23 protein-coding genes are annotated in these 26,514 nt (G+C 71.7%); 15 read left to right on the forward strand and 8 right to left on the reverse strand.

Features of this window, described 5'->3' with window-relative positions; genetic code table 11:
* Positions 1-109: 109 nt before the first annotated feature.
* Positions 110-3,676: an ABC transporter ATP-binding protein gene (locus tag CTJ15_RS17775; RefSeq protein WP_099781780.1), complete on the forward strand. Its 3,567-nt coding sequence runs from the start codon at positions 110-112 to the stop codon at positions 3,674-3,676.
* Between the two features lie 355 nt (positions 3,677-4,031).
* Here the strand turns inward: CTJ15_RS17775 and CTJ15_RS17780 are convergent, their stop codons facing one another.
* The 5 genes from CTJ15_RS17780 to CTJ15_RS17800 all read right to left on the reverse strand — a co-directional run bounded on the left by CTJ15_RS17780 (position 4,032) and on the right by CTJ15_RS17800 (position 9,887).
* On the reverse strand, positions 4,032-4,319 hold the full coding sequence (locus CTJ15_RS17780) for an SWIB/MDM2 domain-containing protein (RefSeq protein WP_019463082.1): 288 nt from the start codon (positions 4,317-4,319) through the stop codon (positions 4,032-4,034).
* A gap of 251 nt (positions 4,320-4,570) precedes the next feature.
* On the reverse strand, positions 4,571-5,467 hold the full coding sequence (locus tag CTJ15_RS17785; protein ID WP_019463083.1) for an ABC transporter permease subunit: 897 nt from the start codon (positions 5,465-5,467) through the stop codon (positions 4,571-4,573).
* The gene (gene gsiC / locus CTJ15_RS17790) at positions 5,464-6,384 is read right to left on the reverse strand and encodes a glutathione ABC transporter permease GsiC (RefSeq protein WP_019463084.1); all 921 of its coding nucleotides are present in this window, start codon (positions 6,382-6,384) and stop codon (positions 5,464-5,466) included. The genes CTJ15_RS17785 and gsiC overlap by 4 nt, the downstream gene beginning before the upstream one ends.
* Entirely contained in the window at positions 6,384-7,943 is a 1,560-nt protein-coding gene (gene gsiB, locus CTJ15_RS17795; RefSeq protein ID WP_226945977.1) for a glutathione ABC transporter substrate-binding protein GsiB, read from the reverse strand. The genes gsiC and gsiB overlap by 1 nt, the downstream gene beginning before the upstream one ends.
* A gap of 105 nt (positions 7,944-8,048) precedes the next feature.
* On the reverse strand, positions 8,049-9,887 hold the full coding sequence (locus CTJ15_RS17800; RefSeq protein ID WP_099781782.1) for a dipeptide ABC transporter ATP-binding protein: 1,839 nt from the start codon (positions 9,885-9,887) through the stop codon (positions 8,049-8,051).
* A gap of 399 nt (positions 9,888-10,286) precedes the next feature.
* Between CTJ15_RS17800 and CTJ15_RS17805 the strand changes: the two genes are divergently transcribed.
* From CTJ15_RS17805 to CTJ15_RS17835, 7 genes are all read left to right on the forward strand, one after another.
* Positions 10,287-11,309 carry a 2-keto-3-deoxygluconate permease gene (locus CTJ15_RS17805; protein WP_058390230.1) on the forward strand — a complete coding sequence of 341 codons (1,023 nt, stop codon included), beginning with the start codon at positions 10,287-10,289 and terminating at the stop codon, positions 11,307-11,309.
* Between the two features lie 8 nt (positions 11,310-11,317).
* Positions 11,318-12,643 carry a four-carbon acid sugar kinase family protein gene (locus tag CTJ15_RS17810; RefSeq protein ID WP_019463088.1) on the forward strand — a complete coding sequence of 442 codons (1,326 nt, stop codon included), beginning with the start codon at positions 11,318-11,320 and terminating at the stop codon, positions 12,641-12,643.
* Positions 12,640-13,680, forward strand: coding sequence for a 4-hydroxythreonine-4-phosphate dehydrogenase PdxA (gene pdxA, locus CTJ15_RS17815; RefSeq protein WP_058390229.1), 1,041 nt, complete (start codon positions 12,640-12,642; stop codon positions 13,678-13,680). The genes CTJ15_RS17810 and pdxA overlap by 4 nt, the downstream gene beginning before the upstream one ends.
* A gap of 146 nt (positions 13,681-13,826) precedes the next feature.
* The gene (locus CTJ15_RS17820) at positions 13,827-14,573 is read left to right on the forward strand and encodes a DeoR/GlpR family DNA-binding transcription regulator (protein ID WP_193009612.1); all 747 of its coding nucleotides are present in this window, start codon (positions 13,827-13,829) and stop codon (positions 14,571-14,573) included.
* 745 nt (positions 14,574-15,318) lie between these two features.
* On the forward strand, positions 15,319-16,830 hold the full coding sequence (locus tag CTJ15_RS17825) for a sugar ABC transporter ATP-binding protein (RefSeq protein ID WP_226945978.1): 1,512 nt from the start codon (positions 15,319-15,321) through the stop codon (positions 16,828-16,830).
* A 32-nt stretch (positions 16,831-16,862) separates the two neighbouring features.
* Positions 16,863-17,903, forward strand: coding sequence for a hypothetical protein (locus CTJ15_RS17830; protein WP_019463092.1), 1,041 nt, complete (start codon positions 16,863-16,865; stop codon positions 17,901-17,903).
* Positions 17,904-17,977: 74 nt separating this feature from the next.
* Complete coding sequence (locus CTJ15_RS17835) at positions 17,978-18,901, forward strand: ABC transporter substrate-binding protein (RefSeq protein ID WP_019463093.1); 924 nt, start codon at positions 17,978-17,980, stop codon at positions 18,899-18,901.
* A gap of 481 nt (positions 18,902-19,382) precedes the next feature.
* Here CTJ15_RS17835 and CTJ15_RS17840 read toward each other — a convergent pair whose 3' ends face one another.
* Genes CTJ15_RS17840 through CTJ15_RS17850 form a run of 3 tightly spaced genes read right to left on the reverse strand, consistent with a single transcriptional unit; the run spans position 19,383 to position 20,470 of the window.
* Positions 19,383-19,733, reverse strand: a complete 351-nt coding sequence (locus tag CTJ15_RS17840; protein WP_019463094.1) for a Rieske (2Fe-2S) protein — start codon at positions 19,731-19,733, stop codon at positions 19,383-19,385.
* Positions 19,734-19,743: 10 nt separating this feature from the next.
* Entirely contained in the window at positions 19,744-20,175 is a 432-nt protein-coding gene (locus CTJ15_RS17845) for an EVE domain-containing protein (protein ID WP_019463095.1), read from the reverse strand.
* 1 nt (position 20,176) lies between these two features.
* The gene (locus CTJ15_RS17850) at positions 20,177-20,470 is read right to left on the reverse strand and encodes a YciI family protein (protein WP_019463096.1); all 294 of its coding nucleotides are present in this window, start codon (positions 20,468-20,470) and stop codon (positions 20,177-20,179) included.
* A gap of 91 nt (positions 20,471-20,561) precedes the next feature.
* On the opposite strand from CTJ15_RS17850, the gene CTJ15_RS17855 reads away from it, so the two are divergent.
* The 7 genes from CTJ15_RS17855 to ccmI all read left to right on the forward strand — a co-directional run bounded on the left by CTJ15_RS17855 (position 20,562) and on the right by ccmI (position 26,361).
* Positions 20,562-21,386, forward strand: coding sequence for a heme ABC transporter permease (locus CTJ15_RS17855; RefSeq protein WP_099781785.1), 825 nt, complete (start codon positions 20,562-20,564; stop codon positions 21,384-21,386).
* A complete protein-coding gene (locus CTJ15_RS24430; RefSeq protein ID WP_155985201.1) occupies positions 21,383-21,529 on the forward strand; it encodes a hypothetical protein in 147 nt (48 codons plus the stop codon). Before CTJ15_RS17855 ends, CTJ15_RS24430 begins: the two co-directional genes overlap by 4 nt.
* 2 nt (positions 21,530-21,531) lie before the next feature.
* Positions 21,532-22,044, forward strand: a complete 513-nt coding sequence (gene ccmE / locus CTJ15_RS17860; protein ID WP_026033562.1) for a cytochrome c maturation protein CcmE — start codon at positions 21,532-21,534, stop codon at positions 22,042-22,044.
* A 384-nt stretch (positions 22,045-22,428) separates the two neighbouring features.
* Complete coding sequence (locus CTJ15_RS17865) at positions 22,429-24,399, forward strand: heme lyase CcmF/NrfE family subunit (protein ID WP_027297215.1); 1,971 nt, start codon at positions 22,429-22,431, stop codon at positions 24,397-24,399.
* Complete coding sequence (locus CTJ15_RS17870; RefSeq protein WP_019462118.1) at positions 24,396-25,064, forward strand: DsbE family thiol:disulfide interchange protein; 669 nt, start codon at positions 24,396-24,398, stop codon at positions 25,062-25,064. The genes CTJ15_RS17865 and CTJ15_RS17870 overlap by 4 nt, the downstream gene beginning before the upstream one ends.
* Entirely contained in the window at positions 25,061-25,573 is a 513-nt protein-coding gene (locus CTJ15_RS17875; RefSeq protein WP_075823342.1) for a cytochrome c-type biogenesis protein, read from the forward strand. The genes CTJ15_RS17870 and CTJ15_RS17875 overlap by 4 nt, the downstream gene beginning before the upstream one ends.
* Entirely contained in the window at positions 25,570-26,361 is a 792-nt protein-coding gene (ccmI, locus tag CTJ15_RS17880) for a c-type cytochrome biogenesis protein CcmI (protein ID WP_099781786.1), read from the forward strand. Before CTJ15_RS17875 ends, ccmI begins: the two co-directional genes overlap by 4 nt.
* Positions 26,362-26,514: the final 153 nt, after the last annotated feature.

Consider the following 26,514-nt stretch of genomic DNA (forward strand, 5'->3'; position numbering starts at 1 on the left):
TTCGAAATAGCTCAACAGCGGATGAAAAGCTTGCATTTGCCGGCGCTGGGCCACCGGCCCAGCATCCGGCAGGGCCGCACCAGGCGGTCACGGGCTTCGAGGATTCGGCATGTATTTTGATGCGCGCCTGTGGCGCCTGACCAGGGGCCTGCGCCCCGGAATGCTGCTCGGCGTCGTGCTGGGCCTGCTGGCGCTGGCGGCGGGCATCGCGCGCTTCGCCTTCCTGGGCGTGGCCCTGGCCCGGGTCTTCGCCGGGGAGGGGCTGGTCGGGGCCGCCTGGCCGCTGGCCGGGGCGGTGCTGGCGGTGCTGCTGCGCGGTGTCCTCGACCATGCCCGCGCCGCCCTGGCGCACCGCACCGCCGCCGCGGTGCAGACCAAGCTGCGCGCCGCGCTCTTCGACCGCATCGCCGCCCTCGGCCCCGCCTGGTTCGCGGGGGAACGCACCGGCGGCGTCATGCTCTCGATGATCGACGGGGTGGAGCAGCTCCAGACCTTCTTCGGCCAGTACCTGCCGCAGCTCGCCATTGCCGCCTGCGCCCCGGTGGCGATCTTCCTCTTCATCGCATGGTGGGACGTGCCGGTGGCGCTGGTGCTGCTGGCGGCGGCGCTGCTGACGCTGGTGCTGCCGGCCCTGGTGCATGGCTGGGACAAGCGGGCGGCGCTGGAGCGACAGAAGGCCTTCAAGGCCTTCGGCGGGGAGTTCCTCGACGCGGTGCAGGGCCTGCCGACCCTGCAGGCCTTCGGGCAGAGCGCCGCCTATGGCCGCCAGCTCGCGGCAAAGGCCCGCGCCCTCTACCGGACCACCTTCCGCGTCCTCGGCCTTTCGGTGATGACGCGCGGCATCACCGACACCGGCATGGCGCTGGGTTCCGCCATCGCGCTGATCCTCGGCGCGCACCGCGTCGCCAGCGGCGAGATGAGCCTGGAGGCGCTGCTGGTCGTGCTGATGGCCGGCACCGAGATCTTCCGCCCGCTGCGCGACCTGCGCTCCGTGCTGCACCAGGGCATGATCGGCCAGTCCGCCGCCGCCGGGCTGCACGCGCTGCTGGAGGCCGAGCCCGCCATCGCGCCGGGTGGCGCCGCGCTGCGGCTGGGCGAGGCGGCGCCGGAGATCCGCTTCGAGGGCGTGCGCTTCGCCTATCCCGGCGGGCGGCAGCCGGCGCATGACGGGCTGGACTTCACCATCCGCGGCGGCGAGCGCGTCGGCCTCGTCGGCCCCAGCGGCGCCGGCAAGTCCTCGGTGATCCGGCTGCTGCTGCGGCAGTTCGACCCGCAGGCGGGCCGCATCCTGATCGGCGGCCAGGACGTCGCGACGCTGGACCCCGCCGGCATCGCCGCACACGTGGCGATCGTGGCGCAGGACGCCACGCTCTTCCACGGCACGGTGGCGGAAAACCTCCGCCTGGGCCGTCCGGAGGCGACCCAGGCCGAGCTGGAGGCCGCCTGCCGCGCCGCCAACGCACATGACTTCATCCAGTCCCTGCCCGGCGGCTACGACGCCCTGATTGGCGAGCGCGGCGCGCGGCTGTCCGGTGGGCAGCGGCAGCGGCTGGCCATCGCCCGCGCCCTGCTGCGCGACGCGCCGATCCTGATCCTGGACGAAGCACTTTCCGCCGTGGATGCGGAAAACGAGGCGGTGATCCAGCAGGCGCTGGACCGGCTGATGCAGGGCCGCACCGTGCTGATCCTGGCGCACCGCCTGTCCAGCGTGATCGGCGCGGACCGCATCCTGGTGCTGTCCGGCGGAAGGGTGGCGGAAAGCGGCACCCATGCTGCGCTGATGCGCCAGGGCGGCATCTACCGCCAGCTCATGGGCGCCCAGGCCGAGGAAAGAGGGCAGGGGGCGCTGGCCGATGCGCTGCGCCCCGCCGCGGAAAGCCATGCGGCGGCGGAGAGCGAGGCCGCGCCGGAGCCCGAGGACCTCAACGCCGCCGCCGCCTCGGTCGGCTGGGGCGAGACCCTGTCCAGCCTGATCCGCTACATCCGCCCCTGGCGCGGCAGGATGACGCTCACCGTGCTCTTCGGCATCGGCCGCGTCGCCGCCTTCATCGGCGTCGGCGTGCTCGGCGCGCTGCTGATCGCGGCGCTGCGCGACGGCGCGCCGGTGACGGGCCTCGCCATCGCGCTGGTCATCGCCGCGCCGGTGGCCGGCGGGCTGCACTGGCTGGAATCCTGGCTGGCGCACGACATCGCCTACCGCCTCCTCGCCGAGATGCGGATCGCGCTCTTCGACCGGCTGGATAGGCTGGGCCCGGCCTATCTGCTGCGGCGTCGGACGGGCGACCTCGTTTCCCTCGCCACCACGGATGTCGAGACGGTGGAGTATTTCTACGCCCATACCGTGGCCCCGGCGGTGGTGGCCCTGCTGGTGCCGCTGACCGTGCTCGGCGTGCTGGCCTGGGCCGCCTGGCCGCTGGCCCTCGCCCTGCTGCCCTTCCTGCTCTACGCCGGGCTGGCCCCCACCCTGGCGCGGCGGCGCATCGATGTCCTGGGCGCGGAATCCCGCGCCGCGCTGGGCGAGCTGGGCGCGCATGTGACCGAGACCATCCAGGGCCTCGGCGACCTGCTGGCCTTCCGGGCCGTGGGCGCGCGGCGCGCGGCCTTCCTGGCCCGGGTGGCGGCCTACCAGGACCGGCGCCTTTCCCTGATGCAGGACCAGTCCCGCGCCGGGGCGGCGCTGGATGTCGCGACCGGCCTGGGCGGGCTGGCGGTCGGCGCCGTGGGCGCGGCCCTGGCCGCGTCCGGGCGGCTCGACGCGTCGCTGCTGCCGATGCTGATCCTGCTCGCCATCGCCGCCTTCCTGCCGGTTTCCGAGATCGCCCAGGTCGGGCGGCAGCTCGCCGACACCATCGCCTCCACCCGAAGGCTGCGCGTGGTGGAGCGCGAGGTGCCGGTGGTGGTGGGCGGCGCCATGGAACCGTCTTCGCCCAAGGGCGGGTCGGCAGTGGCGTTCGAGGCGGTCGGATTCACCTATCCCGGCCGTGGCCGCCCGGCCCTGACCGGCCTGGACCTCACCTTGCCCGCCGGGCGCACCGCGGCGCTGGTCGGCCCTTCCGGCGCCGGCAAGTCCACCGTGGCCAGCCTGTTGCTGCGCTTCTGGGACCCGCAGGTGGGGCGCATCCTGCTGGACGGCACCGACCTGCGGGAACTGACGCTGGACGGGCTGCGCCGCCATGTCGCCCTGGTGGCGCAGGATACCTACCTGTTCAACGACACGCTGGAGGCTAATATCCGCCTCGCCCAGCCCGAGGCCAGTCCGGCGGCGCTGCAACGCGCCGTGGAACAGGCGGCGCTGGCGGATTTCGTGGCGGGCCTGCCCCAGGGCCTCGCCACGCCGGTCGGGGAGCGCGGCGTGCAGCTTTCCGGCGGGCAGCGCCAGCGCATCGCGATCGCCCGCGCCTTCCTGAAGGATGCACCGGTCCTGGTGCTGGACGAGGCGACCTCGCATCTCGACGCTATCAGCGAGACCCAGGTGCGGGCGGCGCTGGAGGCGCTGATGCGCGACCGGACGGTGCTGGTGATCGCCCACCGGCTTTCCACCATCCGCAACGCCGATACCATCCTGGTGATGCAAGGCGGCCGGGTGGTGGAGGCCGGCAACCACACGGCACTCCTGGCGCGGCGGGGTGCCTATGCGCGTCTGGTGTCGTGGCAGATGGATGCGGTGGCGGGGTGATCCCGCGGAGTACCGGTGGTCACCGCCGGGGGAGGCTCCGCCTGCCCCCGGAACCCCCACCGCCGGGGACATCGTATGTCCCCGGACCCCGCCTTTCGCTGGTGCCGGTGGCAAGGATAGTTCCTGTCCCGATCCCCCGGAACGGGTGTGCCAGCGGGGCTTCCGAAAACAAGATCAGAGGCACGGTTTCCGCGCCGATGGCACCCACAGCCGCCGTAGAGCACAGCTCTCCCGCGCGGCCAGCCTCAGCGAGCGCCCACTCACCGGACCAGGGCACGCAGTGTCCTGGCGGAGTGGGGGTTTGGGAGCGAGACGGAGCCTTGCCCCCAAGACGGCCGGAACTGACCGCCCGGACTTACTTCAGGTGCTGGGCGAGGTACTTGTTCATCTCGAACATGGTGACCTTGTCCTTGCCGAAGACCTTGCTCAGCTTGTCGTCGGCCAGGATCTCGCGCTTGTCCTTCGGGTTCTGCAGGTCATGGGCCTTGATGTATTCCCAGACCTTGCTGACGACCTCGCCGCGCGCCAGCTTGCCTTCGCCGACAACGGCGGCCAGTTCGGGGGAGGGCTGGAGCGGCTGCTGCAGCGCGTTCGGCTTGTCGCTCTTGGCCGCCGGCTTCTTTTCCGTGGTCTTGGTGCTCATCAAGTCACTCCGAATCCGTTCCGTCCGAGATACGCGACGGCTTGTTGCACAAGCAGTTCAGGGAGGCGAGGGTTGCGCCCGTCACCCCGGCCAGGGCCGTTGACCCGTCTGTGGCGGATGGGACGGGCCCCCGCAACCAGTGGCGGCAATGCACGGGATGCTGGCGAAACCCGCCGCCTCTGGCAAGCCGCATCGCCACGGCGTGGCGATGGGCCTGGAATTTCAGCGGACAAGCGCCGCTCCCGTCCGGTTCAGCGCAGCTTCTGGTCCAGGGCGTCGCGCAGCCCGTCTCCCAAAAGATTGAAGGCCAGCACCGTCAGGAAGATGGCAAGGCCCGGGAAGAAGGTCAGGTGGTCCGCCACGCCCAGGTAGGAACGCCCATCCGCCAGCATCGCCCCCCATTCCGGCGAGGGCGGCTGCGCCCCCAGGCCCAGGAAGCTCAGCCCCGCCGCCACCAGGATGGCGGTGCCGATGCGCAGCGAGGTGGTGACGATCACCCCTGGCAGCGTGCCGGGCAGGATGTGCCGCAGCACCAGCGGCAGGCGCTTCACGCCGATGGAGCGTGCCGCCTGGACATAGAGCGTCTGCTTCAGCGCCAGCGTGCTGCCGCGCACCACGCGGGCATAGATCGGGATGCTGAACACCGCCACGGCATAGATGACGTTCGCCACGCCTGGCCCCAGCAGCGCCACCACGGCGATGGCGAGCAGGATGCCGGGGAAGGCCAGCATCACGTCGCAGAGCCGCATCACCAGGCTGTCCACCCAGCCGCCGAAGAAGCCGCTGACGAGGCCCAGCGCCACGCCGAGCACGCCGCCCAGCATGACCGAGAGGAAGCCGACCGAGAGCGAGATCTGCGCGCCCCAGAGGATGCGGCTGAAGATGTCGCGCCCATAGGCATCCGTGCCCGCCCAGTGCAGGGCGGAGGGGCCGGCCAGGATGTTGTTGTAGTCGGGCTCCGCCGGGTCGTAGGGCGCGATCCAGGGCGCGGCGATGGCCGCCAGCACCACCAGCAGGATCAGGCCCCCCGCCACCATGGCCACGCGCTGGCGCAGGAAGCGGCGCCAGAACTCGCCCCAGGGAGACTGGATCTCCAGCGGCGCCGTCGTGCCCGTGCCGGCGATGTCGTCGAGGGGAGCGTCGCTCATTTCAGGCGAATCTCCGGGTTCACCACGGCGTAGAGCTGGTCCACGACGAGGTTGATGAGGACGAATTCCAGGGCGAAGAGCAGGATCAGCGCCTGGATCACGGGATAGTCGCGGTAGGAGACGCTGTCGATCAGCAGCCGCCCCAGCCCGGGCCAGGCGAAGACCGTCTCGATCACGATGGCGCCGCCGAGCAGCGTGCCGAATTCCAGCCCGGTCATGGTGATCACCGGGATCAGCGCGTTGCGCAGCGTGTGGTGCCAGACCACGCGCCGCTCCGGCACGCCCTTCATGCGGGCGGTGCGGACATAATCCTCCGACGCCACCTCGACATAGGCGGAGCGCGAGAAGCGCGCCAGGATCGCCGCCACCGTGGTACCCAGGGTGAAGCCCGGCATGATGAAGCTGGTCCAGCCCTCGTAGCCGCCGGTCGGCAGCCAGCCGAGCCGCACGGAGAAGACGTTGATCAGCAGCAGGCCCAGCCAGAAGGAGGGAAAGGAGATGCCGGAAACGGCGAAGACCATTCCCAGCCGGTCCTGCCACCGGTTGCGCTTCACGCCGGAGACCACGCCGATCAGCACGCCGACGACGGTGGCCCAGGCCATGGCCACCACCGTCAGCCAGAAGGTCGGCATGAAGCGCTCGCCGATCTCCTCCGCCACCGGACGCTTGGTCTTGGTGGAACGGCCGAGATCGCCCTGCAGCGTGTTCCCCATGTAGCGCAGGTACTGGTTCCAGATGGGCCGGTCGAGGCCCATCTCCTCGCGCACCAGGGCCACGTCCTGCGCCGTCGCATCCGGCCCGGCGACCAGCCGCGCCGGATCGCCCGGCAGCAGGCGGACGAAGGCGAAGACGAAGATCGACACCGCGACCAGAACCGGCACGGCGCCGAGCAGGCGGCGCAGGGCGTAGCCGAGCATCAGGAGAGCGCCGCTTCCTCGATGAGCAGGCCGCCGTCAGGGATGCGGTACATCCCGGTCAGCTTCTTGCTCCTGGCCGACAGCACGTTCTCGACACCAAGGAAGATCCAGGGCGCGTCCTTCCAGATCTTCGCCTGGGCATCCTTGTACAGCGCCTCGCGCTTCGCCGGGTCGGCGGTGGCGATGGCGGCCTCCAGCGCCTTGTCGACATCGGGGTTGCTGTAATAGGCGGTGTTGTAGAGCTTGGGCGGGAAGCCCTGGCCCCAGAGCAGCGGGCGCAGTCCCCAGTCGGCATCGCCGGTCGAGGAGGACCAGCCGCCGTAATAGGTCTGGATCTGCGCGTCCTCCGGCTTCTGCACCGACCAGATGCGGTCCTGCAGCACGCCGGTCTCCATCGGCATGACGTTCACCTTCACGCCGACGGCGGCGAGCTGCTGCTGCATGAACTGCATGCCGCGCTGCGCCAGCGTGTTGTTCTGCGCCCACATCTCCGTCTCGAAGCCGTTCGGGTAGCCGGCCTCGGCCAGCAACCGCTTCGCCTTGGCGACGTCGTATGCATAGGGCTCCTGCCAGCTGTAGAAGCCCAGCTTCGGCGGGATCGGCGCGTCGAGGGGCTGCGCGAAGCCGTTATAGACGACCTTGGCATAGGCCTCCTTGTTCACGGCATGGTTCAGCGCCTGCCGCACCCGCACGTCGCTGAACGGCTTCTTCATGCAGTTCATCGAGACATAGCGCGCGATGATCGACGGGCTGTCCACGATCTCGACATTCGGGCTGCGCTGCACCACCGCGGCCATCTCCGGCGGCAGCGGGTAGATGAAATGCGCCTCGCCGGTCTGCAGCATGGCGATGCGCGCGCCGTTCTCCGGCACGGAGCGGAAGGTCACCGTCTCCACCTTCGGCAGGCCGGGCTTCCAGTAGCCGGTGTTCTTCTTCACCTTCAGCGTGTCGGCGTTCCAGGACACGAAGGTGAAGGGGCCGGTGCCAACCGGGTTGCGCCCGATCTCCTTGCCGAACTGCGCGATCGCCTTGGGGCTCAGCATCATGCCGGCCGGGTGCGCGATGGTGTTCACGAAGGCGCCGAAGGGCTCCTTCAGGATCACGCGCGCGGTCAGCGGGTCCACCACCTCGACCCGGTCGAGCATGGCGAGCAGGCTCTGCCGCTTCAGCCGGTTCTCCGGATTGGCGACGCGCTCGAAATTCGCCTTCACCGCCTGGGCATCGAAAGGCGTGCCGTCGTGGAAGGAGATGCCCTGGCGCAGCTTGAAGGTGAAGACCTTCGCGCTGTCGTCGGCGGTGTAGCTCTCGGCCAGCACGGGGATGAGCTTCATCTCCGGATCGAAGCCGTAGAGGCCCTGCAGCATCAGCCGGCAGGCCGACTGCGACAGCGTGTCGTTGACATCGGCCGGGTCCAGGCCGGTCAGGTTGTCGGGCACGCCGACCACGAGGTCGTTGGCGGCGGCCTGGGCCGGCGTCACCTGGCCCAGCCAGGGCAGGGCGGCGCTCACGCCCAGCGCGCCCATCAGGGCGCGGCGGCGGATGGCGGGGAAGTCGGTCACGAAATCCTCCTCTTCGAGCGTGATGACCACAAGCCGGAACGGCCGGAGGTCCGGATCACGCGAACAAACACGCGGCGTGCCGGCCGGAGGCCTTGGTTCACGCGATCAGTACAGGCCGCCGACATGGTGCCGCGCGACGAAATGGTCAGGCCCGACCGGCACCAGCGGCGCCACCTCGGGCGGGTCGTCCGGGCGGCGCAGCGGGCTCGGCACCTCGCTGTCGTCCAGGCCGCGGTCATGGCCGCGCCGCGCCGGATCGGGAACCGGGACGGCGGCCAGCAGACGCTTCGTATAGGGGTGCTGCGGGTCGTTCATCACCGCCTGCCGGGGGCCGATCTCCACCACCTGACCCAGATACATCACCGCCACGCGATGGCTGATCCGCTCCACCACCGCCATGTCGTGGCTGATGAAGAGATAGGCCAGCCCCATCTCCCGCTGCAGACGCATCATCAGGTTCACCACCTGGGCGCGGATCGACACGTCCAGCGCCGCCACGGATTCGTCGGCGATGATGACCTGGGGCTCCGAGGCCAGGGCGCGGGCGATGCAGACGCGCTGCCGCTGTCCGCCGGAAAGCTCGTGCGGATAGCGCCGCGCGTGTTCCGGCCCCAGCCCCACCTGGGTGAGAAGCTGCGCCACCCGGTCCTGCACCGCGCGGCCGCTCAGCAGCCTGTGGGTCAGGATCGGCTCGGCCACGGAAAAGCCCACGGTCAGGCGCGGATCGAGCGAGGCGAAGGGGTCCTGGAAGACGAACTGCACGCCGCGCCGCAGCCGCGCCTCCTTGGCGTCGTCGAGCCGGGTCATGTCCTCGCCCGCGAAGCGGATCTCGCCGCCGATCGGCTGCTCCAGCCGGATGATCGAGCGTCCCGTGGTGGACTTGCCGCAGCCGGACTCGCCCACCACCGCCAGCGTCTCGCCGGGGCGCAGCGCGAAGCTCACCTTCTCCGCCGCATGGATGCGCCCGGCCAGCCGGCCGAAGAAGCCGCGCTTCACGTCGAAGCGGGTGGTCAGGTCGCGCACCTCCAGCACCGGCTCGGCGCCGGGGCGCACCGTGTCCTGCGGCTCGGGCGGCGGGACGTCCGGCATGGCGAAGGGCTCGGGCAGGGGCTTCGCCGCCAGGCTGCCCAGCACCGGCACCGCGGCCAGCAGGCGCTGCGTATAGGGGTGCCGCGGCGCGGCGAAGATGCGCCCGACCTCGCCTTCCTCGACCTGCTCGCCGCGACGCATCACCACCACCCGGTCCGCGATCTCGGCCACCACCCCCATGTCGTGGGTGATGAAGATCATGCCGAGATCCGTCTCCTTCTGCAGGGCGCGGATCAGCCGCAGCACCTGGGCCTGCACCGTCACGTCGAGCGCCGTGGTCGGCTCGTCGGCGATCAGCAGGCGCGGGCGGCAGGACAGCGCCATGGCGATCATCACGCGCTGGCGCATCCCGCCCGACATCTGGAAGGGATAGCGCCCCAGTTGCCGCTCCGCCTCGGGGATGCGCACCCGGTCCAGCATCCGCTTCGCCTCCGCCCGGGCGGCAGTGCCGTCCAGCCCCTGGTGCAGCTCGATCGCCTCGGCGATCTGGTCGCCGACCTTCAGAACCGGGTTCAGGCTGGTCATCGGCTCCTGGAAGATCATCGCGATCTCCGGGCCGCGCAGGCGGCGCATGGCCTCCGGCGCCTCGGCCGCCAGGTCGCGCAGCCGGCCCTCGCGGTCGCGGAACGCGATCCGCCCGCCGGTGATCCGCCCGCCCGCATGGTCGATCAGCCGGGTCACGGCCAGCGAGGTGACGGACTTGCCCGAGCCGCTCTCGCCCACCAGCGCCACCGTCTCGCCGGGCGCCACGGACAGGTCCAGCCCCTTCACGGCGGTGAAGCCGCCGAAGCCCACGCTCAGCCCGGAGATGCGGAGCAGCGTGACGTCAGGGGCAGGGGAGGGGGCGGAAGCCAAAAGGGCGGGTTCCTTCAGGGGAAGAGGCGCAAAGAACGGCATGGTCGGATCGGGCCGCACCGCCATATCCCAGGCAGAGCGGGGGGCGACGCGGAAGTCTGGCCTGTCCGGCCTGGAAGCGGGAACAAGGGAGCGGCCGGAACCTCCCAGCCCCGGCTCCCCAGCCCACAAGCGCCGCCTTCTAGCTTCCCGCGGCCGGTTCGACCAGAGGCAGGCAAGGGGTTGCGTATTTCGCGCGAAAACCAGGGGGAATTTCAGCGACGCACAAGGGACGGCTTCGGTTTTTCGGCAAATCGCGCAGAAACAGGTTGACTCTCCGCCGGTCGGCGCCGAATTGCGGTTCATCGACTGCGTGTTCCACGCAAAATGCCGGCGCCCTGGGGCGCAAGGGGAGGACCCATGCAACTGCCCATCAAGCGTGCCATCGAGAAGGTCCCGGGCGGCATGATGGTCGTTCCCCTGGCGCTGGGCGCCGTCATCGCGACCTTCTTCCCGGACACGCCGAAATTCTTCGGCTCCTTCACCGGTGCGCTCTTCACCGGCTCGCTGACCATCCTGGCGGTCTTCTATGTCTGCATGGGTGCCAGCATCGACTTCAAGGCGACGCCCTATATCCTGAAGAAAGGCGGCACCCTGTTCGCGGTGAAGATCGGCATGGCCATGCTGATGGGCGTGGTCTTCGGCCACTTCCTGGGCGAGGCGCCGGTCGGCTCCGGCCTTTTCGCGGGGCTTTCCACCCTGGCCATCGTGGCGGCGATGAACGACACCAACGGCGGCCTCTACATGGCGCTGATGGGCCAGTACGGGGAGCCGCGCGATGTCGGCGCCTATACGGTGATGACGCTGGAATCCGGCCCCTTCCTGACCATGGTGACGCTGGGCGTGGCAGGCCTCTCGGCCTTTCCCTGGCCGACCCTGGTGGGCTCCATCCTGCCGCTGGTGGTGGGCATGATCCTGGGCAACCTCGACCGCGAAATGCGCGGCTTCCTCAGCCGCGCCATCCCGGTGATGATCCCCTTCTTCGCCTTCGCGCTGGGCAGCGGCCTCGACTTGGCCAAGGTCTGGCAGGCCGGGCTTCTCGGCCTGGGCCTGGGCCTCGCCGTGGTGGTGGTCACCGGCATCCCGCTCTTCCTGGCCGACCGCGCCATCGGCGGCACGGGCGTCGCCGGTGTCGCGGCCGCCTCCACCGCCGGCAACGCGGCGGCGGTGCCAGCCATCGTGGCCTCCGCCAACCCCGTCTATGCCGAGGCCGCCGCCCATGCCACCGTGCTGGTCGCCGCGGCGGTGATCGTGACCACGGTGCTGGTGCCGCTGCTGACCGCCTGGACCGCCCGGCGCACCGGCCGCCCGCCGGCGCCGGACACGGCATCGGCCGAAAGCGGAGCCGGACGGACGGCGCCGCTGCGGGCGCGGCACGGCTGAGGATGGCCATGGACGGCACGCCCACCCCACCTTCGCGCTGGCTGATCCTGGCGGACGACCTGACGGGAGCGGCGGACTGCGCGATCGCCTTCGCGCGGCGCGGGCTGGAGGCTGGGGTAGGCTGGCATGCCAGCCTGGACCAGGCCGCGCCGGAAAGGGCGGATGATCCGGAGCAGGCGGGCGGCAGGGTGCTGGCGGTGGATGCCGACAGCCGCCGCCTGTCCCCCGGGGCGGCCGCCGCCCGGCACACGGCCCTGCTGGCGCGGCTGCACAGCCCGGGACCCCTGCCCGCGCCGGGGCTGATCAAGAAGATCGACTCCACCCTGCGCGGCCAGCCGGTGGCGGAGCTCGCGGCCACATTGCGGGCCCTGCGCGCCGTCTCCGGCCCCCGGCTGGCCGTCGTCGCCCCGGCCTTTCCCGGCACCGGCCGCACGACGCGCGACGGGCGCATCCACCTGGACGGCACGCCGCTGGAGCAGACGCCGCTCTGGGCGCGCGACCACAGCTATCCCAGCGCGCACCTGCCGGAGGTGCTGCGCGCCGCGGGGCTGCGCAACGCCGCCCTGTCGCTGGCCGTGCTGCGCGACGAGGCCGCCCTGGCCGCCGCCTTGCGCCAGGCCCTGGACGAGGCCCTGGACGGGCGGCTGGAAGCGGTGGTCTGCGACGCCGAGACGCCCGAGGATCTGGATCGCCTCGCCCGTGCCAGCCTGCCCCTGGCCGGAGCGCTGTTCTGGGTCGGCTCGGGCGGCATCGCCGCCGCCCTGGCCGGGGTCCTGCCGGCACGGGACACCGCCCCCGTGCCGGCCCTGCCGCGCAGCGGCGCCGGCGTGCTGCTGGTGGTGGGCAGCGTCGCCGAGGCTTCCCGCAACGCCGCCGCGCGGCTGGTGGCGGAAGGCGCCGTGACCCCCTTCACCGTCGCCCCCGCCCTGCTGCGTGCCGGTCCCGCCGATCCGGGCTGGGCACCACTGGCCGCGGAGATCGCCGGCTCCCTGTCCCAGGGGCGCGACACGCTGGTGCAGATCGCCTCCGATCCCGCCGCCGACCTGCGCCAGGGCGCGGCCCTGGCCGAGGCCCTGGCCCTGCTCCTGGCCCCGGCCGGAGCGTGCATGGCCGGCCTCTTCGCCACCGGCGGCGAGACCGCCTGCGCCCTGCTCACCGGCCTCGGCGTGCATGGCATCCGCCTGCTGGAGGAGGTGGAGCCCGGCGTGCCGCTCGGCATCACCCGGGGGGCGCTGCGCGTCCCGGTGATGACCAAGGCCGGCGCCTTCGGCCATGAACGCAGCCTGCTGAACAGCCTCGCCCGCCTGCACGACCTTCTCGGAAAACGGACATGACCCAGAACCAGGACAGCTCCATCCAGGAGCGCCCGATCGTCGCCATCACCATGGGCGATGCCTCCGGCATCGGGCCGGAGATCATCATGAAGGCCCTGGCCCGGCCGGAGGTGCACGCGATGTGCCGCCCGCTGGTGGTGGGGGAGGCGACCCGGCTGCGCGAGGCCGGCGCCATCGCGAAGTCCGGCCTCGCCGTGCGGGCGCTGAGCGAGCCTTCCGGGGCGCGCTACGAGCCCGGCACGGTGGATGTGATCGACCTCGGGATCATCCCGGCCGGCCATCCCTTCGGCAAGGTCCTGCCGCTCTCGGGCGAGGGCGCCTACCGCTACATCGAGCGCGCCACGCGCCTGGTCGAGGCGGGCGAAGCGGATGCCATCTGCACCGCGCCGCTGAGCAAGGAGGCGCTGCACGCCGCCGGCCACAAGTACCCGGGCCATACCGAGCTGCTGGCGCACCTGACCGGCACGCCGGAGGTGTCGATGATGCTGGTGGCGCCGAAGCTGCGCGTGATCCACGTCACCACGCATATCGGGCTGATGGACGCGATCCGGCGGATCGAGCCGGGCCTGGTCGGGCGCGTCATCGCCCGCGGCCGCGCCACGCTGGTCAAGGCGGGCATCGCGGAGCCGCGCATCGGCGTCTGCGGCATCAACCCGCATGCCGGCGAGAACGGGCTCTTCGGCCAGGGCGAGGAGGAGGAGAAGATCATCCCCGCCGTGGAGGCCTGCCGCGCCAAGGGCTGGAAGGTCGAGGGCCCGCTGCCCGCCGACACGCTGTTCTTCCGCGCCGCGCGGGGCGACTTCGACCTCGTCGTGGCGATGTACCACGACCAGGGCCATGGCCCGGTGAAGGTGATGGGGCTGGAGGCCGGGGTGAACATCACCATCGGCCTGCCGGTGATCCGCACCTCGGTCGACCACGGCACCGCCTTCGACATCGCGGGCCAGGGCATCGCCGACGATGGCAGCCTTGTCGAGGCGCTCCGCCAGGCCGCCGACCTCGCCCCGCGCCGGCAGCACGCCGCCTCCGCCGCCTGATCGTGCCGGAGCATCGGGGGGCCTCCCATGCCGGGGGGCACGTCCCGCCCGGCGCGGTTTCGCACCGGGATCGGCCTTTCGGCGGAAGAGCGGATTCACGCTTCCGGACGATGCCGTCCCGCGGCAATCCGCTCTATCCTGAAGCCATGCAGCGCAGACGGGAACGACTCGACGCCATCCTGAAGGCCATCGAGGATGGCGAGACGGATGTGGACGGGCTTGCCGCCCGCTTCGGCGTCTCCGCCTCCACGGTGCGGCGCGACCTGCAGGACCTTTCCTCCCGCCGGGCCATCGCGCGCACCTATGGCGGCGCGATGCTGGCGCGGCCCGGCATCGAGCAGAGCCTTTCGGCGCGCGCCGGGCAGAGCCGCGCCGCCAAGGCCGCCATCGCCGAGGCCGCGCTGGCGCGGATCGCCGATGGCGAGACGCTGATCCTCGACGGCGGCTCGACGGTCGAGGCGCTGGGCCGCCGGCTGCGCGGCCGCCGGCTGCGCGTCATCACCAACAACCTGCCGCTGATCCCCGTCCTGGCGGATGCGCCGGGAATGGAGCTGATCGTGCTCGGCGGCACGGTGCGCCCGATCAGCATGGGCACCACCGGCGCCCTGGCCGAGCAGGCCCTGCGGCACATGCATGCAGACAGGCTCTTCACCAGCGGCGACGGGCTGCTGCCCGGCGAGGGGCTCTGCGAGGCAACGCTGGAGCAGGTCTCGCTGAAGTCGCTGATGATGCGCCAGGCCCGCGCGGTCTTCGTCCTGGCCGATGCCTCCAAGCTTGGCCAGGATACACAGCCCTTCCGCGCACCCCTGCCGCCGCGCTGGGTGCTGGTCACGGATGCGCCGCCCGCCGCCTGCGCCGCCTTTGGCGAGGCCGAGGTCATCCGCGCTGGCTGAACCCGGAGCGGGAACGGTCCGGTGTGTCCCTGGGGGCGAGGCTCCGCCTCGCCCCCAAACCCCCACTCCGCCAGGACCCTGAGGGTCCTGGACCTCCCGTTCGTTGGCGCCTGCCTGTGGCCGGACCGCGCCGGAGAGCCATGCTCTCCGGCGGACTGCCGGTACCGCCAGCGCGGACAGGGTGTCTTTCCTCTTCCCGGGAGGAGCCCCGCCCATCCACCTGCGCCAAGGGATCGGGCGGAATGCCGGCCTTGCCAGCCCGAGCCAACGAAAGGCGGGGTCTGGGGGGATACTATCCCCCCAGCGGTGGGGGCTCCGGGGGCAGGCGGGGCCTCCCCCGGGGGTCGCCACAAGAGCGACGCCCCGCACCCCGGAGGTTTTACGGGGCCGTCATGGATGGACGAAGCGTGACCAAGATGAGGCTGGCGCAAGCGGTGCGAAACCGTTCATGATCCTGCCGGAACAAAGAAGTAGGGAGTATCGGCCATGCCTGCGACCGTGTCCTGTCGTCCTGGCCGCCCGTTCCACGCGCGGTCCCGGCGCTTCCTTTCCGCATCCGGCGGCCATGGCCAGCGGAAACGCGAGCATCCCTCCGCCCTTGCGCGACGTCCGAGCCGATTCGTGACCTGGGTCCGGCTTTCCTGAAGTACGGCAGGTCCGGCGCGCCTGCTTCGCGGCCGCGCCTCACCCCCATGCGGATGGCCGGGTACGGAACACCAGCGCGAGACGAGAGTGGATGGAGCAGATGAGCGAAGCCACGCCGCGCCTGGAAATGCGCGACGTGTCCAAGAGCTTTCCCGGTGTCAAGGCGCTGGACAAGGTACGGCTGAAGGCCTGGGGCGGCGAGATCCTCGCCCTGATGGGCGAGAACGGCGCGGGCAAGTCCACGCTCATGAAGATCCTGTCGGGTGCCTACCAGGCCGATCCGGGCGGGCAGATCCTGATCGACGGGCAGCCCGTCTCGATCGCCGATCCGATCGCCGCGCGGCGGCTGGGCATCGCGATCATCTATCAGGAGCTCGCCCTCGCGCCGAACCTGACGGTGGCGGAGAACATCTATCTCGGCCGCGAACCTTCCCGCGCCGGGCGCATCGACCGCCGCGCGATGCGCGAAGGCTGCCGTGCCGTGCTGGAACGCCTCGGCGCGCCCTTCACGCCCGATACGCTGGTCGGCACGCTCTCCATCGCCGAGCAGCAGCTCGTCGAGATCGCCCGCGCCCTGCAGGCGGAATCCAAGATCCTGGTGCTGGACGAGCCCACCACCGCGCTGTCCTCGCGCGAGACGGAGCGGCTTTTCGCCCTGGTGCAGCAGCTGCGGGCGGAAGGGATCGCGCTGATCTACATCAGCCACCGCATGGCCGAGATCTACGAGCTCGCCGACCGTGTCACCGTGCTGCGCGACGGCAGCTATGTCGGCACGCTGGAACGCGGGGAGATCGACGCGCCCTCGCTGGTGCGGATGATGGTCGGGCGCGACCTGTCGAGCTTCTACAAGAAGGCGCACGACCCGCATGGCGGCAAGGGCCCCGTGGTGCTGGAGGTGCGAGGCCTCACCGATGGCGGCCGCCGCGTGCACCCCTGCGACCTGACCCTGCATCGCGGCGAGGTCCTGGGCATCGCCGGCCTCGTCGGCTCGGGGCGGACGGAGCTGGCGCGGCTGATCTACGGCGCCGACCCACGCGCGGGGGGCGAGGTGCGGCTGAACGGGAAGCGCGCCGAGATCCGCTCCCCGGGCGAGGCGCTGGAGGCGGGCATCGCCTATCTGACCGAGGACCGGAAGGGGCTGGGCCTCTTCCTCGACATGTCCTGCGGCGGCAACATCAATCTCGGCGTCATCGCCCGCGACGCGCTGCCGGGCGGGCTGCTCAACCTCGCCGCCGGGCGCCGCCGCGCCGCCCAGGCCTTCGGCGCGCTGCGCGTGCGCGCCGCGAGCCCGCAGGTCACGGTCGGCGGCCTTTCCGGCGGCAACCAGCAGAAGGTGCTGCTGTCGCGCTGGCTGGAAACCCATCCGCAGGTGCTGATCCTCGACGAGCCGACGCGCGGCGTGGATATCGGCGCCAAGTCGGAGATGTACCGCATCGTCGACGAGCTGGCGCAGCGCGACATCGGCATCATCGTCATCTCCAGCGAGTTGCCGGAGATCATCGGCATCTGCGACCGCGTCCTGGTGATGCGCGAAGGGCGCATCGCCGGCGAGGTGCGCGGCCCCGACATCACCCAGGAAGCCATCATCGCCCATGCAACCGGCGCACATTGATACCGGGGCATGAGGCCAGGGAGGAAACACGGATGAGCGAGACCGGGAAGGCGCCCCTGCCATCCGGTGCCCCCGTCATGCCGGGCGGCGCCGGGCTTTCGGCACGCCGGGCGCAGCTCTGGAGCGTGCTGCAGGCCATCGGCATGCTGCCGGTGCTGATCCTGCTCTGCATCCTGTTCCATGTGCTGAGCGAGGGGCGCTTCTTCAGCGTGCAGAACCTGTCGATCGTGGCGCAGCAGGCCTCGATCAACAGCGTGCTGGGCGCCGGCATGACCTTCGTGATCCTGACCGGGGGCATCGACCTTTCGGTGGGCTCGGTGCTGGCGGCCTCGGCCATGTCGGCGCTGATCGTCTCGCTGCTGCCGGACCTGGGCTGGCTCGGCCTGCCCGCGGCGCTGCTCACCGGGCTCGGCTTCGGGCTGGTCAACGGCGCGCTGATCGCCTTCGGTAAGCTGCCGGCCTTCATCGTCACGCTGGGCTCGCTCACCGCCGTGCGCGGCCTGGCGCGGCTGATGGGCGGCGACACCACCATCTTCAACCCGGACCTGCCCTTCGCCTTCATCGGCGATGCCAGCATCCCCGTCGCCCCGGGCATCGGCATCCCCGTGCTGGCGGTGATCGCCTTCGCGGTGATCGTCCTCTCCTGGTACGTGCTGCGCCGCACGGTGCTGGGCGTGCGGATCTATGCGGTGGGCGGCAATGCCGCCGCGGCGCGGCTTTCCGGCATCAAGGTCTGGGCGGTGCTGCTCTTCGTCTATGCCGCTTCCGGCCTGCTTGCGGGCCTCGGCGGCGCCATGGCGGCGGCGCGGCTCTTTGCCGCCAACGGGCTGCAGCTCGGCCAGTCCTATGAGCTGGACGCCATCGCGGCGGTGATCCTGGGCGGCACCAGCTTCGTCGGCGGCATCGGCTCGATCTGGGGCACGCTGGTCGGCGCGCTGATCATCGCCGTGCTGACCAACGGGCTGATCCTCACCGGCGTCTCCGACATCTGGCAGTTCATCATCAAGGGCCTGGTGATCATCGGCGCCGTGGCGCTGGACCGGTTCCGGCTGCAGGGCAGCGCGCGGACCTGACGGGATCGCGGCGGGGCCGCCGCCCGCCCCGCCGCCACGCGACAACAAGGGCTGAGAAGAAGGAGAACGCCAGAATGCTGAAGACCATCCTGCTCGCCGGCGCGGCGGTGCTGCTTTCCACCGGGCTGGGCATGGCCAAGGAGGTGACGTCCATCGGCCTGAGTGTCGGCTCGCTGGGCAATCCCTATTTCGTGGCGGTGGGCAAGGGCGTTGCCGATGCCGCGCATGCCATCGGTCCGAACGTGAAGGTGACGACCACCTCGGCCGATTACGACCTGAGCAAGCAGGCGAGCCAGATCGACAATTTCATCGCCTCCGGCACCGACCTGATCCTGGTGAACGCGGTGGACCCCAACGCGCTGCTGCCCGCCATCCGCCGCGCCAAGGCCGCCGGCATCACCGTCGTCGCGGTGGACGTGACCGCCGCAGGCGCGGACGCCACGGTGCAGACGGACAACGTCAAGGCGGGCGCGATCGCCTGCGACTACATGGTGGACAAGATCGGCGGCAAGGGGAACGTGATCATCCAGAACGGGCCGCAGGTCTCGGCGGTGACCGACCGGGTGAAGGGCTGCAAGGAGGTGCTGGCCAAGCATCCGGAGGTGAAGCTGCTGTCCTCCGACCAGGATGCGAAGGGCTCCCGCGACGGCGGGCTGAACGTGATGCAGGCGCTGCTGACCCGCTTCAGCGATGTGCAGGGCGTCTTTGCCATCAACGACCCGCAGGCCATCGGCTCCGACCTCGCGGCACGGCAGCTCAACCGCACCGGCATCGTCATCACCTCGGTGGACGGCGCGCCGGACATCGTCGGCGCGCTGAAGGGCAAGACCCAGATCCAGGCCTCGGCCAGCCAGGACCCCTATACCATGGGCAAGCTGGCGGTGGAGACGGGGCGGGACATCCTGGCCGGCAAGAAGCCGGAAAGCCCGATGATCCTGATGCAGCCCAAGCTCGTCACCCGCGACAATGTCGGCGAGTATCCGGGCTGGACGCGCTGAGGGTTCACGCCTTCCCCGTGCCGGGGATGCCCGGGATTTCCGGACCCGCTGCCCGCAGGCGGGTCCCGGTGGTGTGAATTCGCCGGAGGGCCTGGCCCCTCCGGCCACGGCCTTTTACCATGCACGCCGTTTCCAGCTTTAGTGTTTTAGGATTTTACTCTTTTATCCGGCTTTGTGGCGAAAGGGTGAGGCCCAGGCTTCCGCCCCAAGGGCCGGTGATGCCGGATGGCGAGAGCCAATGCTACGGGCCATGCCGGGCGATGCTTGGTCAGGCGGAGATCACCCGGGACGCTCCGCCGGCGGCACTGCGGGTCGCGTGGCGTTGATTTTATTCCTATAGCCTGGGGTGGGTCCGGGAAGCAAGGGGTGTTTGGGGGCCGTGGTCGCCCCGTGCGGCGGGGCGCGCGTGGCCCGGGGGATGGCCACGGAGCGTGACGCCCGGACCCTTGCAGGCCCGTGCCGGTGCGTTCCGCCGTCCGGATCAGAGCCCCGCCCCGGCCGGAACGATCACCGCGCCGTCGCGGATTCCCGCTGGCACGGCCTCCAGCGCGTCCCCGGCGCAGGGGCCGGAGACGCAGAAGCCGTCCTCGATCCGGAAGCGGGCGCCGTGCAGGGCGCAAACGACGTGCTCCCGCCGCCCGTCGAGGAAGCGGTCGGGCAGCACCTCCAGCGGCACGCCGAGATGCGGGCAGGAATTCAGGTAGACGAAGACCTGCCCGCCGCGCCGCACCGCCACCAGGCCGATGAAGCCGCCGGGCGATGCCGGGAAGCCCCGCGCGCCGCCATCCGGGATGTCCTCCAGACGGCAGAGCAGGCGCTCGCCTTCCGCCATGCCGCCCGCGTCACGCAGCGCGGCTGGCTTCGTCCTTCCAGCCCGCCATGTCGCAGAGGATGGCCCAGTGCTCCGCGCCCACCGGCATGACCGAGAGGCGCGACTGCCGCACCAGCGCCAGCCCGGCCAGGCGCGGATCGGCCTTGATCCCGGCCAGGGTGACCTTGCGCGGCACCGGGCCCAGCGCCTTCACGTCCACGCAGACCCAGCGGCCCGTGGCGTCGGTCGGGTCCGGGTAGGCGGTTCGCACCACCTCGACCACGCCGACGATCTCCTTGCCGATGTTGGAATGGTAGAAGAAGGCCTGGTCGCCCAGCGCCATCTCCCGCAGGTTGCGCGCCGCCGTGGCGTTGCGCACCCCCGTCCAGGGCTCCACCCCGTTCGCGACCTGCTGGTCCCAGGAGAAGGCGTCGGGCTCGCTCTTGACCAGCCAGTGCCGCATCTCAGCCGACCTTCGCGCCGTCCTTGAAGACGAGGCGGAAGGGCTCGACCGTGGTGGAGGCGAAGACCTCGGCGAAGGCATAGGGGTCGGCGGCGGCGAAGGCCTCGGCGGCCGCCCGGTCGGGCATCTCCACCACCAGCAGGCTGCCCCTGGGCTTGCCATCGCCATCCAGCAGCGGCCCGACCAGGACGAGGTCCTTCTGGTGGCTTTCCAGCCAGTTCAGATGGGCCGGGCGCGTCGCCGCGCGCTTGTCGAGCGCATCGGGCTTGTCCTCGCAACGAATGGCAAACAGCATGGCGGAGTCCCCGTTCAGCTTTTCGAGCGCGCACTCAAGCCCGGATCAACGGGCGCTTCAATCCATCGGCCCGAGGGCGTAGAGAGGCGGGGTGAGCGCCTCTTCCGCCCCCACCCCAGCCCCTGCCCAGGCGCCGGCCCCGGCTCCGGCTCCGCTTCCCGCGCGACGGGCCGCCGGCTGGCACCGTTTCGCCCAGCCGGGCCGCTTCCTGCGCCTGACCGAGCGCGCGACGCCCGTCCTCTGGGCGCTGGCCGCGCTCGTGCTCGCCATCGGCGTGCCCTGGGCGCTGGTCTTCTCCCCGCCGGACTGGCAGCAGGGGGAGACGGTGCGGATCATGTACGTCCATGTGCCGATGGCCTGGCTGGCGATGAGCGGCTATGCCACGCTGGCCCTGGCCTCGCTTTCCGGGCTGGTCTGGCGGCATCCGCTCGCCGATATCGTGGCGCGGGAGATCTCGCCGGTCGGCGCCGCCGTCACCGGCCTCTGCCTCCTGACCGGCAGCCTCTGGGGCAAGCCGATGTGGGGCACCTGGTGGGTCTGGGATGCGCGGCTGACCTCCGTTCTGGTGCTGTTCTTCTTCTGGGTCGGCCATGCCGCGCTGGTGCGCGCCTTCGAGGAGGAGGAGCGCGGGGCGCGGATGGGCGCCATCCTGGCCCTGGTCGGGGCGGTGAACCTGCCGATCGTGAAATTCTCGGTGGACTGGTGGAACACGCTGCACCAGCCCGCCTCGGTGGCCCGGCTCGGCGCCCCCGGCCTGCATGTGGACCTGCTCTATCCGCTGCTGGCCAATGCGCTGGGCTTCACCCTGCTCTTCGCCGCGATCGTGCTGACGCGCAGCCGCGCGGCGATCCTGGAACGGCGGGTGCGGGCCCTGTCCCTGGCGCAGGCGCGGCGCCTCGATGGAGAGATGGTGTGAGCCTTCACTGGTGGCATGTGACGCTGGCCTGGCTGGCGGCCGCGCTCCTGCTGGGCGGGCTGTCCCTCGGCGCGCTGTGGCGGCAGGGGCAGGCACGGCGACGGCTGGCGGCGCTGGAAGGGGCAAGGGGAGCCAAGTCTTGAGCCTGTCCCGCAAGTCGCGCCGCCTCTGGATCCTGGCCCTCTGCGCGCTGGGCATCGGCACCGCCTCGGCCCTGGCCCTTTCGGCCTTCCAGGACAACATCGTCTTCTTCCGCTCGCCCAGCGACGTGGCGGCGACGCATCCCGAGCCCGGCCGCGCCTTCCGCCTGGGCGGGCTGGTCGAGGCCGGCAGCCTCCATCGCGACACCAGCGCGGACAACGTCCCGCATGTCAGCTTCCGCGTGACCGACGGGCAGCATACGGTGGCCGTCCGCTATGCCGGGGTGCTGCCGGACCTGTTCCGCGAAGGGCAGGGGGTGGTCACGCTCGGCAGGCTTCAGGCCGATGGCAGCTTCCTGGCCAGCGAGGTCCTGGCCAAGCATGACGAGAGCTACATGCCGCCCGAGGTGGCGGATGCGCTGAAACGCTCCGGCCACTGGGACCCGAAGAAGGGCGACCCGCCCCCGGCGGCCTCCTGGAACACGCTTTCCGCCAGCCCCGTGAAGAGTGGCGGGTAGGGGAATGATGGTCGGACGGCCGCTGTCCCGGAGGGAAGGCGCTGCCTTCCCCCCGGGCCCCCCATCCGCCAGGACCCTGCGGGCCCTGGACCCGGTTCGTGGGCGCTGCCTGATGCCGGATCGCGCCGGAGCGCCATGCGCTCCGGCGGACTGCCGGTGCCACGAGCGCGGGGAGGGTGTTTCCTTTCTTTCGGGAGCTCCGCTTCTCCACCTGCTCCCGAGGATCGGGCGTCGGGCTGACGGCCACCACCGGCGCCAGCCCAGGCCCGGGGTCCGGGGACCGGCTCCGGTCCCCGGCGGAGAGGGGGTCCGGCGGGAGAGGCAGGGCCTCTCCCCCGGGGGCAGCCACGAAGCGCAACGCCAGAGCCCCGGCCAGGGAGAGCCATGACCGCCGAACTCGGACACTTCGCCCTGGCGCTGGCCTGCGCCATCGCGCTGGCGCAGTCGGTGCTGCCGCTCTGGGGCGCGCAGCGGGGGGAGGCGCGGCTGATCGCCGCCGCGCCGGGCCTGGCGCTGTCGGGGCTGCTGGCGGTGGCCGCCGCCTTTGGCGCACTGCTCTGGTGCTTCGCCAGCAACGACACCTCGGTGCTGGCGGTGGTGCAGAACAGCCATTCGGCCAAGCCGATGCTCTACAAGCTCTCCGGCGCCTGGGGGAACCACGAGGGTTCCATGGTGCTCTGGGTGCTGATCCTGGGCCTCTGCTCCGGCGCCGTGGCGCTGTTCGGCGGCAGCCTGCCGGGGGCGCTGCGGGCCAGGGTGCTGGCGGTGCTGGGCATGGTCAGCGCCGGCTTCCTGCTGTTCATCCTGGCCACCTCCAACCCCTTCACCCGGGTCTGGCCGGCGCCGATGGACGGGCAGGGGCTGAACCCGGTGCTGCAGGACCCCGGCCTCGCCTTCCATCCGCCGATCCTCTACGCGGGCTATGTCGGCTTCGCCGTCACCTTCGCCTTCGCCGTGGCGGCGCTGATCGAGGGGCGGGTGGATGCCGCCTGGGGGCGCTGGGTGCGTCCCTGGGCGCTGGCGGCCTGGAGCTTCCTGACGCTCGGCATCGCGCTGGGCTCCTGGTGGGCCTACTACACGCTGGGCTGGGGCGGGTTCTGGTTCTGGGACCCGGTGGAGAACGCCTCGCTGCTGCCCTGGCTGGCCGGAACCGCCCTGCTGCACACCGCCGTGGTGGTGGAGAAGCGCGAGGCGCTGAAGATCTGGGCCGTGCTGCTGGCGATCCTGGGCTTCGGCATGTCGCTGCTGGGCACCTTCCTGGTGCGCTCGGGCGTGCTGAACAGCGTGCATGCCTTCGCCAGCGACCCGCAGCGCGGCATCTTCATCCTGGTGCTGCTGGCGCTCTATCTCGGCGGGGCGCTGGCGCTCTTCGCCTTCCGCGCCCCGGCCATGGCGCCCGCCGGGCGCTTCGCGCCGCTGTCGCGGGAGGGGGCGCTGGTGCTGAACAACCTGCTGCTCTGCTCGATCACCGCGGTGGTGCTGGTCGGCACGCTCTATCCGATGTTCGCCGACCTCGTGCTGCACGCGAAGATCTCGGTCGGCCCGCCCTTCTTCAACACCGCCCTGCTGCCGCTGGTGGTGCCGCTGGTGGCGGCCACTGCCGCCGGACCGGTGCTGGCCTGGAAGCGGGCGCGGCTCTGGCCGGTGGTGGAGCGCCTCTGGTGGGCGGCGCTCTGTGCCCTGGGGGCCTTCCTGGTGACGCTCTGGATCGCGGGGGAGCGGATCGGCCCGGCGATCGGCTTCGCCGGTGCCGCCTGGCTGGTGCTGGGCGCCTGTGCCGACCTCGCCGGGCGCGTCGGGCTTTTCTCCCGCCCCGGCGGAGCGCTGGCCCGGGCCGCGCGCCTGCCGCGCGCCGCCTGGGGCGCCGCGCTGGCCCATGCCGGGCTGGGCGTGACGCTGGCCGGGCTGGCGGGGATGGGGCTGGCCACCGACAAGCTGGTGGCCCTGAAGCCCGGCGGCTCCACGGATTTCGCCGGCTATGAATGGAGGCTCGACGCGCTGCGCGACGTGACCGGCCCGAACTGGACGGCGCGGGAGGCACGGCTGGAGGTGCTGCGCGACGGCAAGGCGGTCACCGTCCTGACGCCGCAGCGCCGCTTCTTTCCGCTGGCCCAGACCACAACCGGGGAGGCCGCGATCCGCACCAATGCGGTGACCGACCTTTATGCCGTGATGGGGGAGGAGGGCATGGGCCGGGTGGTGCTGCGCCTGCACCACAACACGCTGGCGCCCTGGATCTGGTTCGGGGCGGTGGTGATGGCGCTGGGCGGCGGGCTGTCGCTTTCCGATCGGCGCGCCCGCGTCGCCGCGCCTGCCCGGAAGCCTGTCGCGGCGGAGAAGGAGGCCATCGCATGAGCGGGCAGGCGGGTGGACCCGATGCGGGCGGGGCATGTTTCACGGGAAGCACGCCTGCCGGGGCCGCGCGGCAGGCCGGCACGCCTCCAGCCGGGAAGCGCCCGAACTGGGGTCGCCGTGCCCTGCTGGCCGTGCCGCTCGGCGTCACGGCGGCGGCGGGGCTGGGCTTCTGGGGGATGCTGCGGGGGCTGCGGGACGGCTCCTATGACCCGACCGGCGTGCCCTCCGCCCTGATCGGCAGGCCGGTGCCCGCCATGCCGCTCGGGACGGTGGAGGGGCTGGGCGACATCCCGCCGCTGGACGTGGCCAGCCTGCGCGGTATGGAGCGGCCGGTGCTGGTGAATTTCTGGGCCTCCTGGTGCGTGCCCTGCACCATCGAGCATCCGCAGCTCATGCAGCTCGCCCGCGACGGGGTGCCCGTCTATGGCGTCAGCTACAAGGACAAGGCGCCGGAGGCCCGCGCCTTCCTGGAGCGGCGCGGCAACCCCTTTGCCCGGCTCGGCGCCGATGCCACGGGGCGGGTGGGGATCGAATGGGGCGTCTATGGCGTGCCCGAGACCTATTTCGTGGACCGGCAGGGCATCATCCGCTGGCGCTGGGCCGGGCCGGTGACGCCGGAGGTGGTGGAGCAGGACCTCCGGCCGCTGCTGCGGCGCTACGCATGATCCGGCGGCTTCTTCCCGCCCTGCCGCTGCTGGCGCTGCTGCTGTCCCCCGCCGCTTTGTCACCCGCCTGGGCCATCGACCGGCCGGAGGACCTGCTGCCCGACCCGGCGCAGGAGGAACGCGCGCGCGAGATCGGGCGCGAGTTGCGCTGCATGGTCTGCCAGAACCAGTCCATCGAGGACAGCGACGCCGACCTCGCCCACCAGCTCCGCCACATCGTGCGGGAGCAGGTCGCGGCGGGGCGCAGCAACGAGGATATCGTGCGCTTCCTGCACGACCGGTATGGCGATTTCGTGCTGCTCCGCCCGCCCGTGAACGGCGCCACCCTCCTGCTCTGGGCCACGCCCGCCCTGGCGCTGATGCTGGGGGTGGGCACGGTGCTGCTGCTGCGCCGCCGCCGGCCCGCGACCCTGCCGCAACTGAGCGAGGCGGAACGGCGGCGCCTCGCCGAGATCGAGGGCGAGGCGCAGGCCGGCAGGCCGGCCCCCCGCGAAGGAGGCGCCGCATGAGCTGGACCCTTTACGGCATCGCCGCGCTGCTCTGCCTGTCGCCCTTCCTCGTGACCCTCTGGCGCCCCGCCGCGCCGCGCGGCCGGCGCGAGGCCGATCTCGCCCTCTACCAGGCCCAGCGCGCCGAGCTGGATGGCCAGCTCGCGGAAGGGAGGCTCGACCAGGGCAGCCATGCCACCGCCCTGCTGGAGCTGCAGCGCCGCATCCTGGCCGCCCCCGCCGAGGCCGCGCCGCGCCCGGGTTCCGGCCAGGCCACGCTCTGGGCCGCGCTCTTCCTGATCCCGGCCCTGGGGCTCGGCCTCTATCTCTGGCATGGCAAGCCGGGCCTGCCCTCCGCCACCCTCGCCGAGCGCAGCGAGGCCAATGCGCGCGAGGAGGCGCTGCTCGCGCAGCTCCGCGCCCGCGTGGAATCGCTGGACCCCGCCGGCCCCGCCGCCCGCCAGGGCTGGCTGCTGCTCGGCAATGCCGAACGGTCCCGCGGCCATCTGCCGGAGGCCGTGGGGGCCTGGCAGAAGGCCCTGGCGGCGCGCTTCGACCCCGATCTCGCCGGGGATACGGCGGAGCTGCTGGCCGAACTCGACCGCCCGGCGGAGGCCGGTGCCCTGGTGCAGCGCGCCCTGGCGGAACGGCCGGCCGATGTGCGGCTGCGCTACCTCGCCGGCGCCCTGGCCCTGCGCCAGGGCCGCACGGCGGAAGGCAAGGCCATCTGGCAGGCCCTGCTCGATTCCGCCCCGCCCGATGCGCCCTGGCGCGCGCCCCTGGCGGAACAGCTCCAGCGCCTGCCCTGATCGGGGGGCTTCGTGGCGGGCCGCCGGGGGAGAGGCGCTGCCTCTCGCCCCGGACCCCCTCTCCGCCGGGGAGATAGTATCTCCCCGGACCCCGCCTTTCGTTGGCGCTCGCAGTTGCCGTCAGCCTGCGGGCTGATGGAAAGGCGAGACGCC

Source organism: Roseomonas sp. FDAARGOS_362 (assembly GCF_002754815.1).
In the GTDB taxonomy this organism is placed as follows: Bacteria; Pseudomonadota; Alphaproteobacteria; order Acetobacterales; family Acetobacteraceae; genus Roseomonas; species Roseomonas mucosa.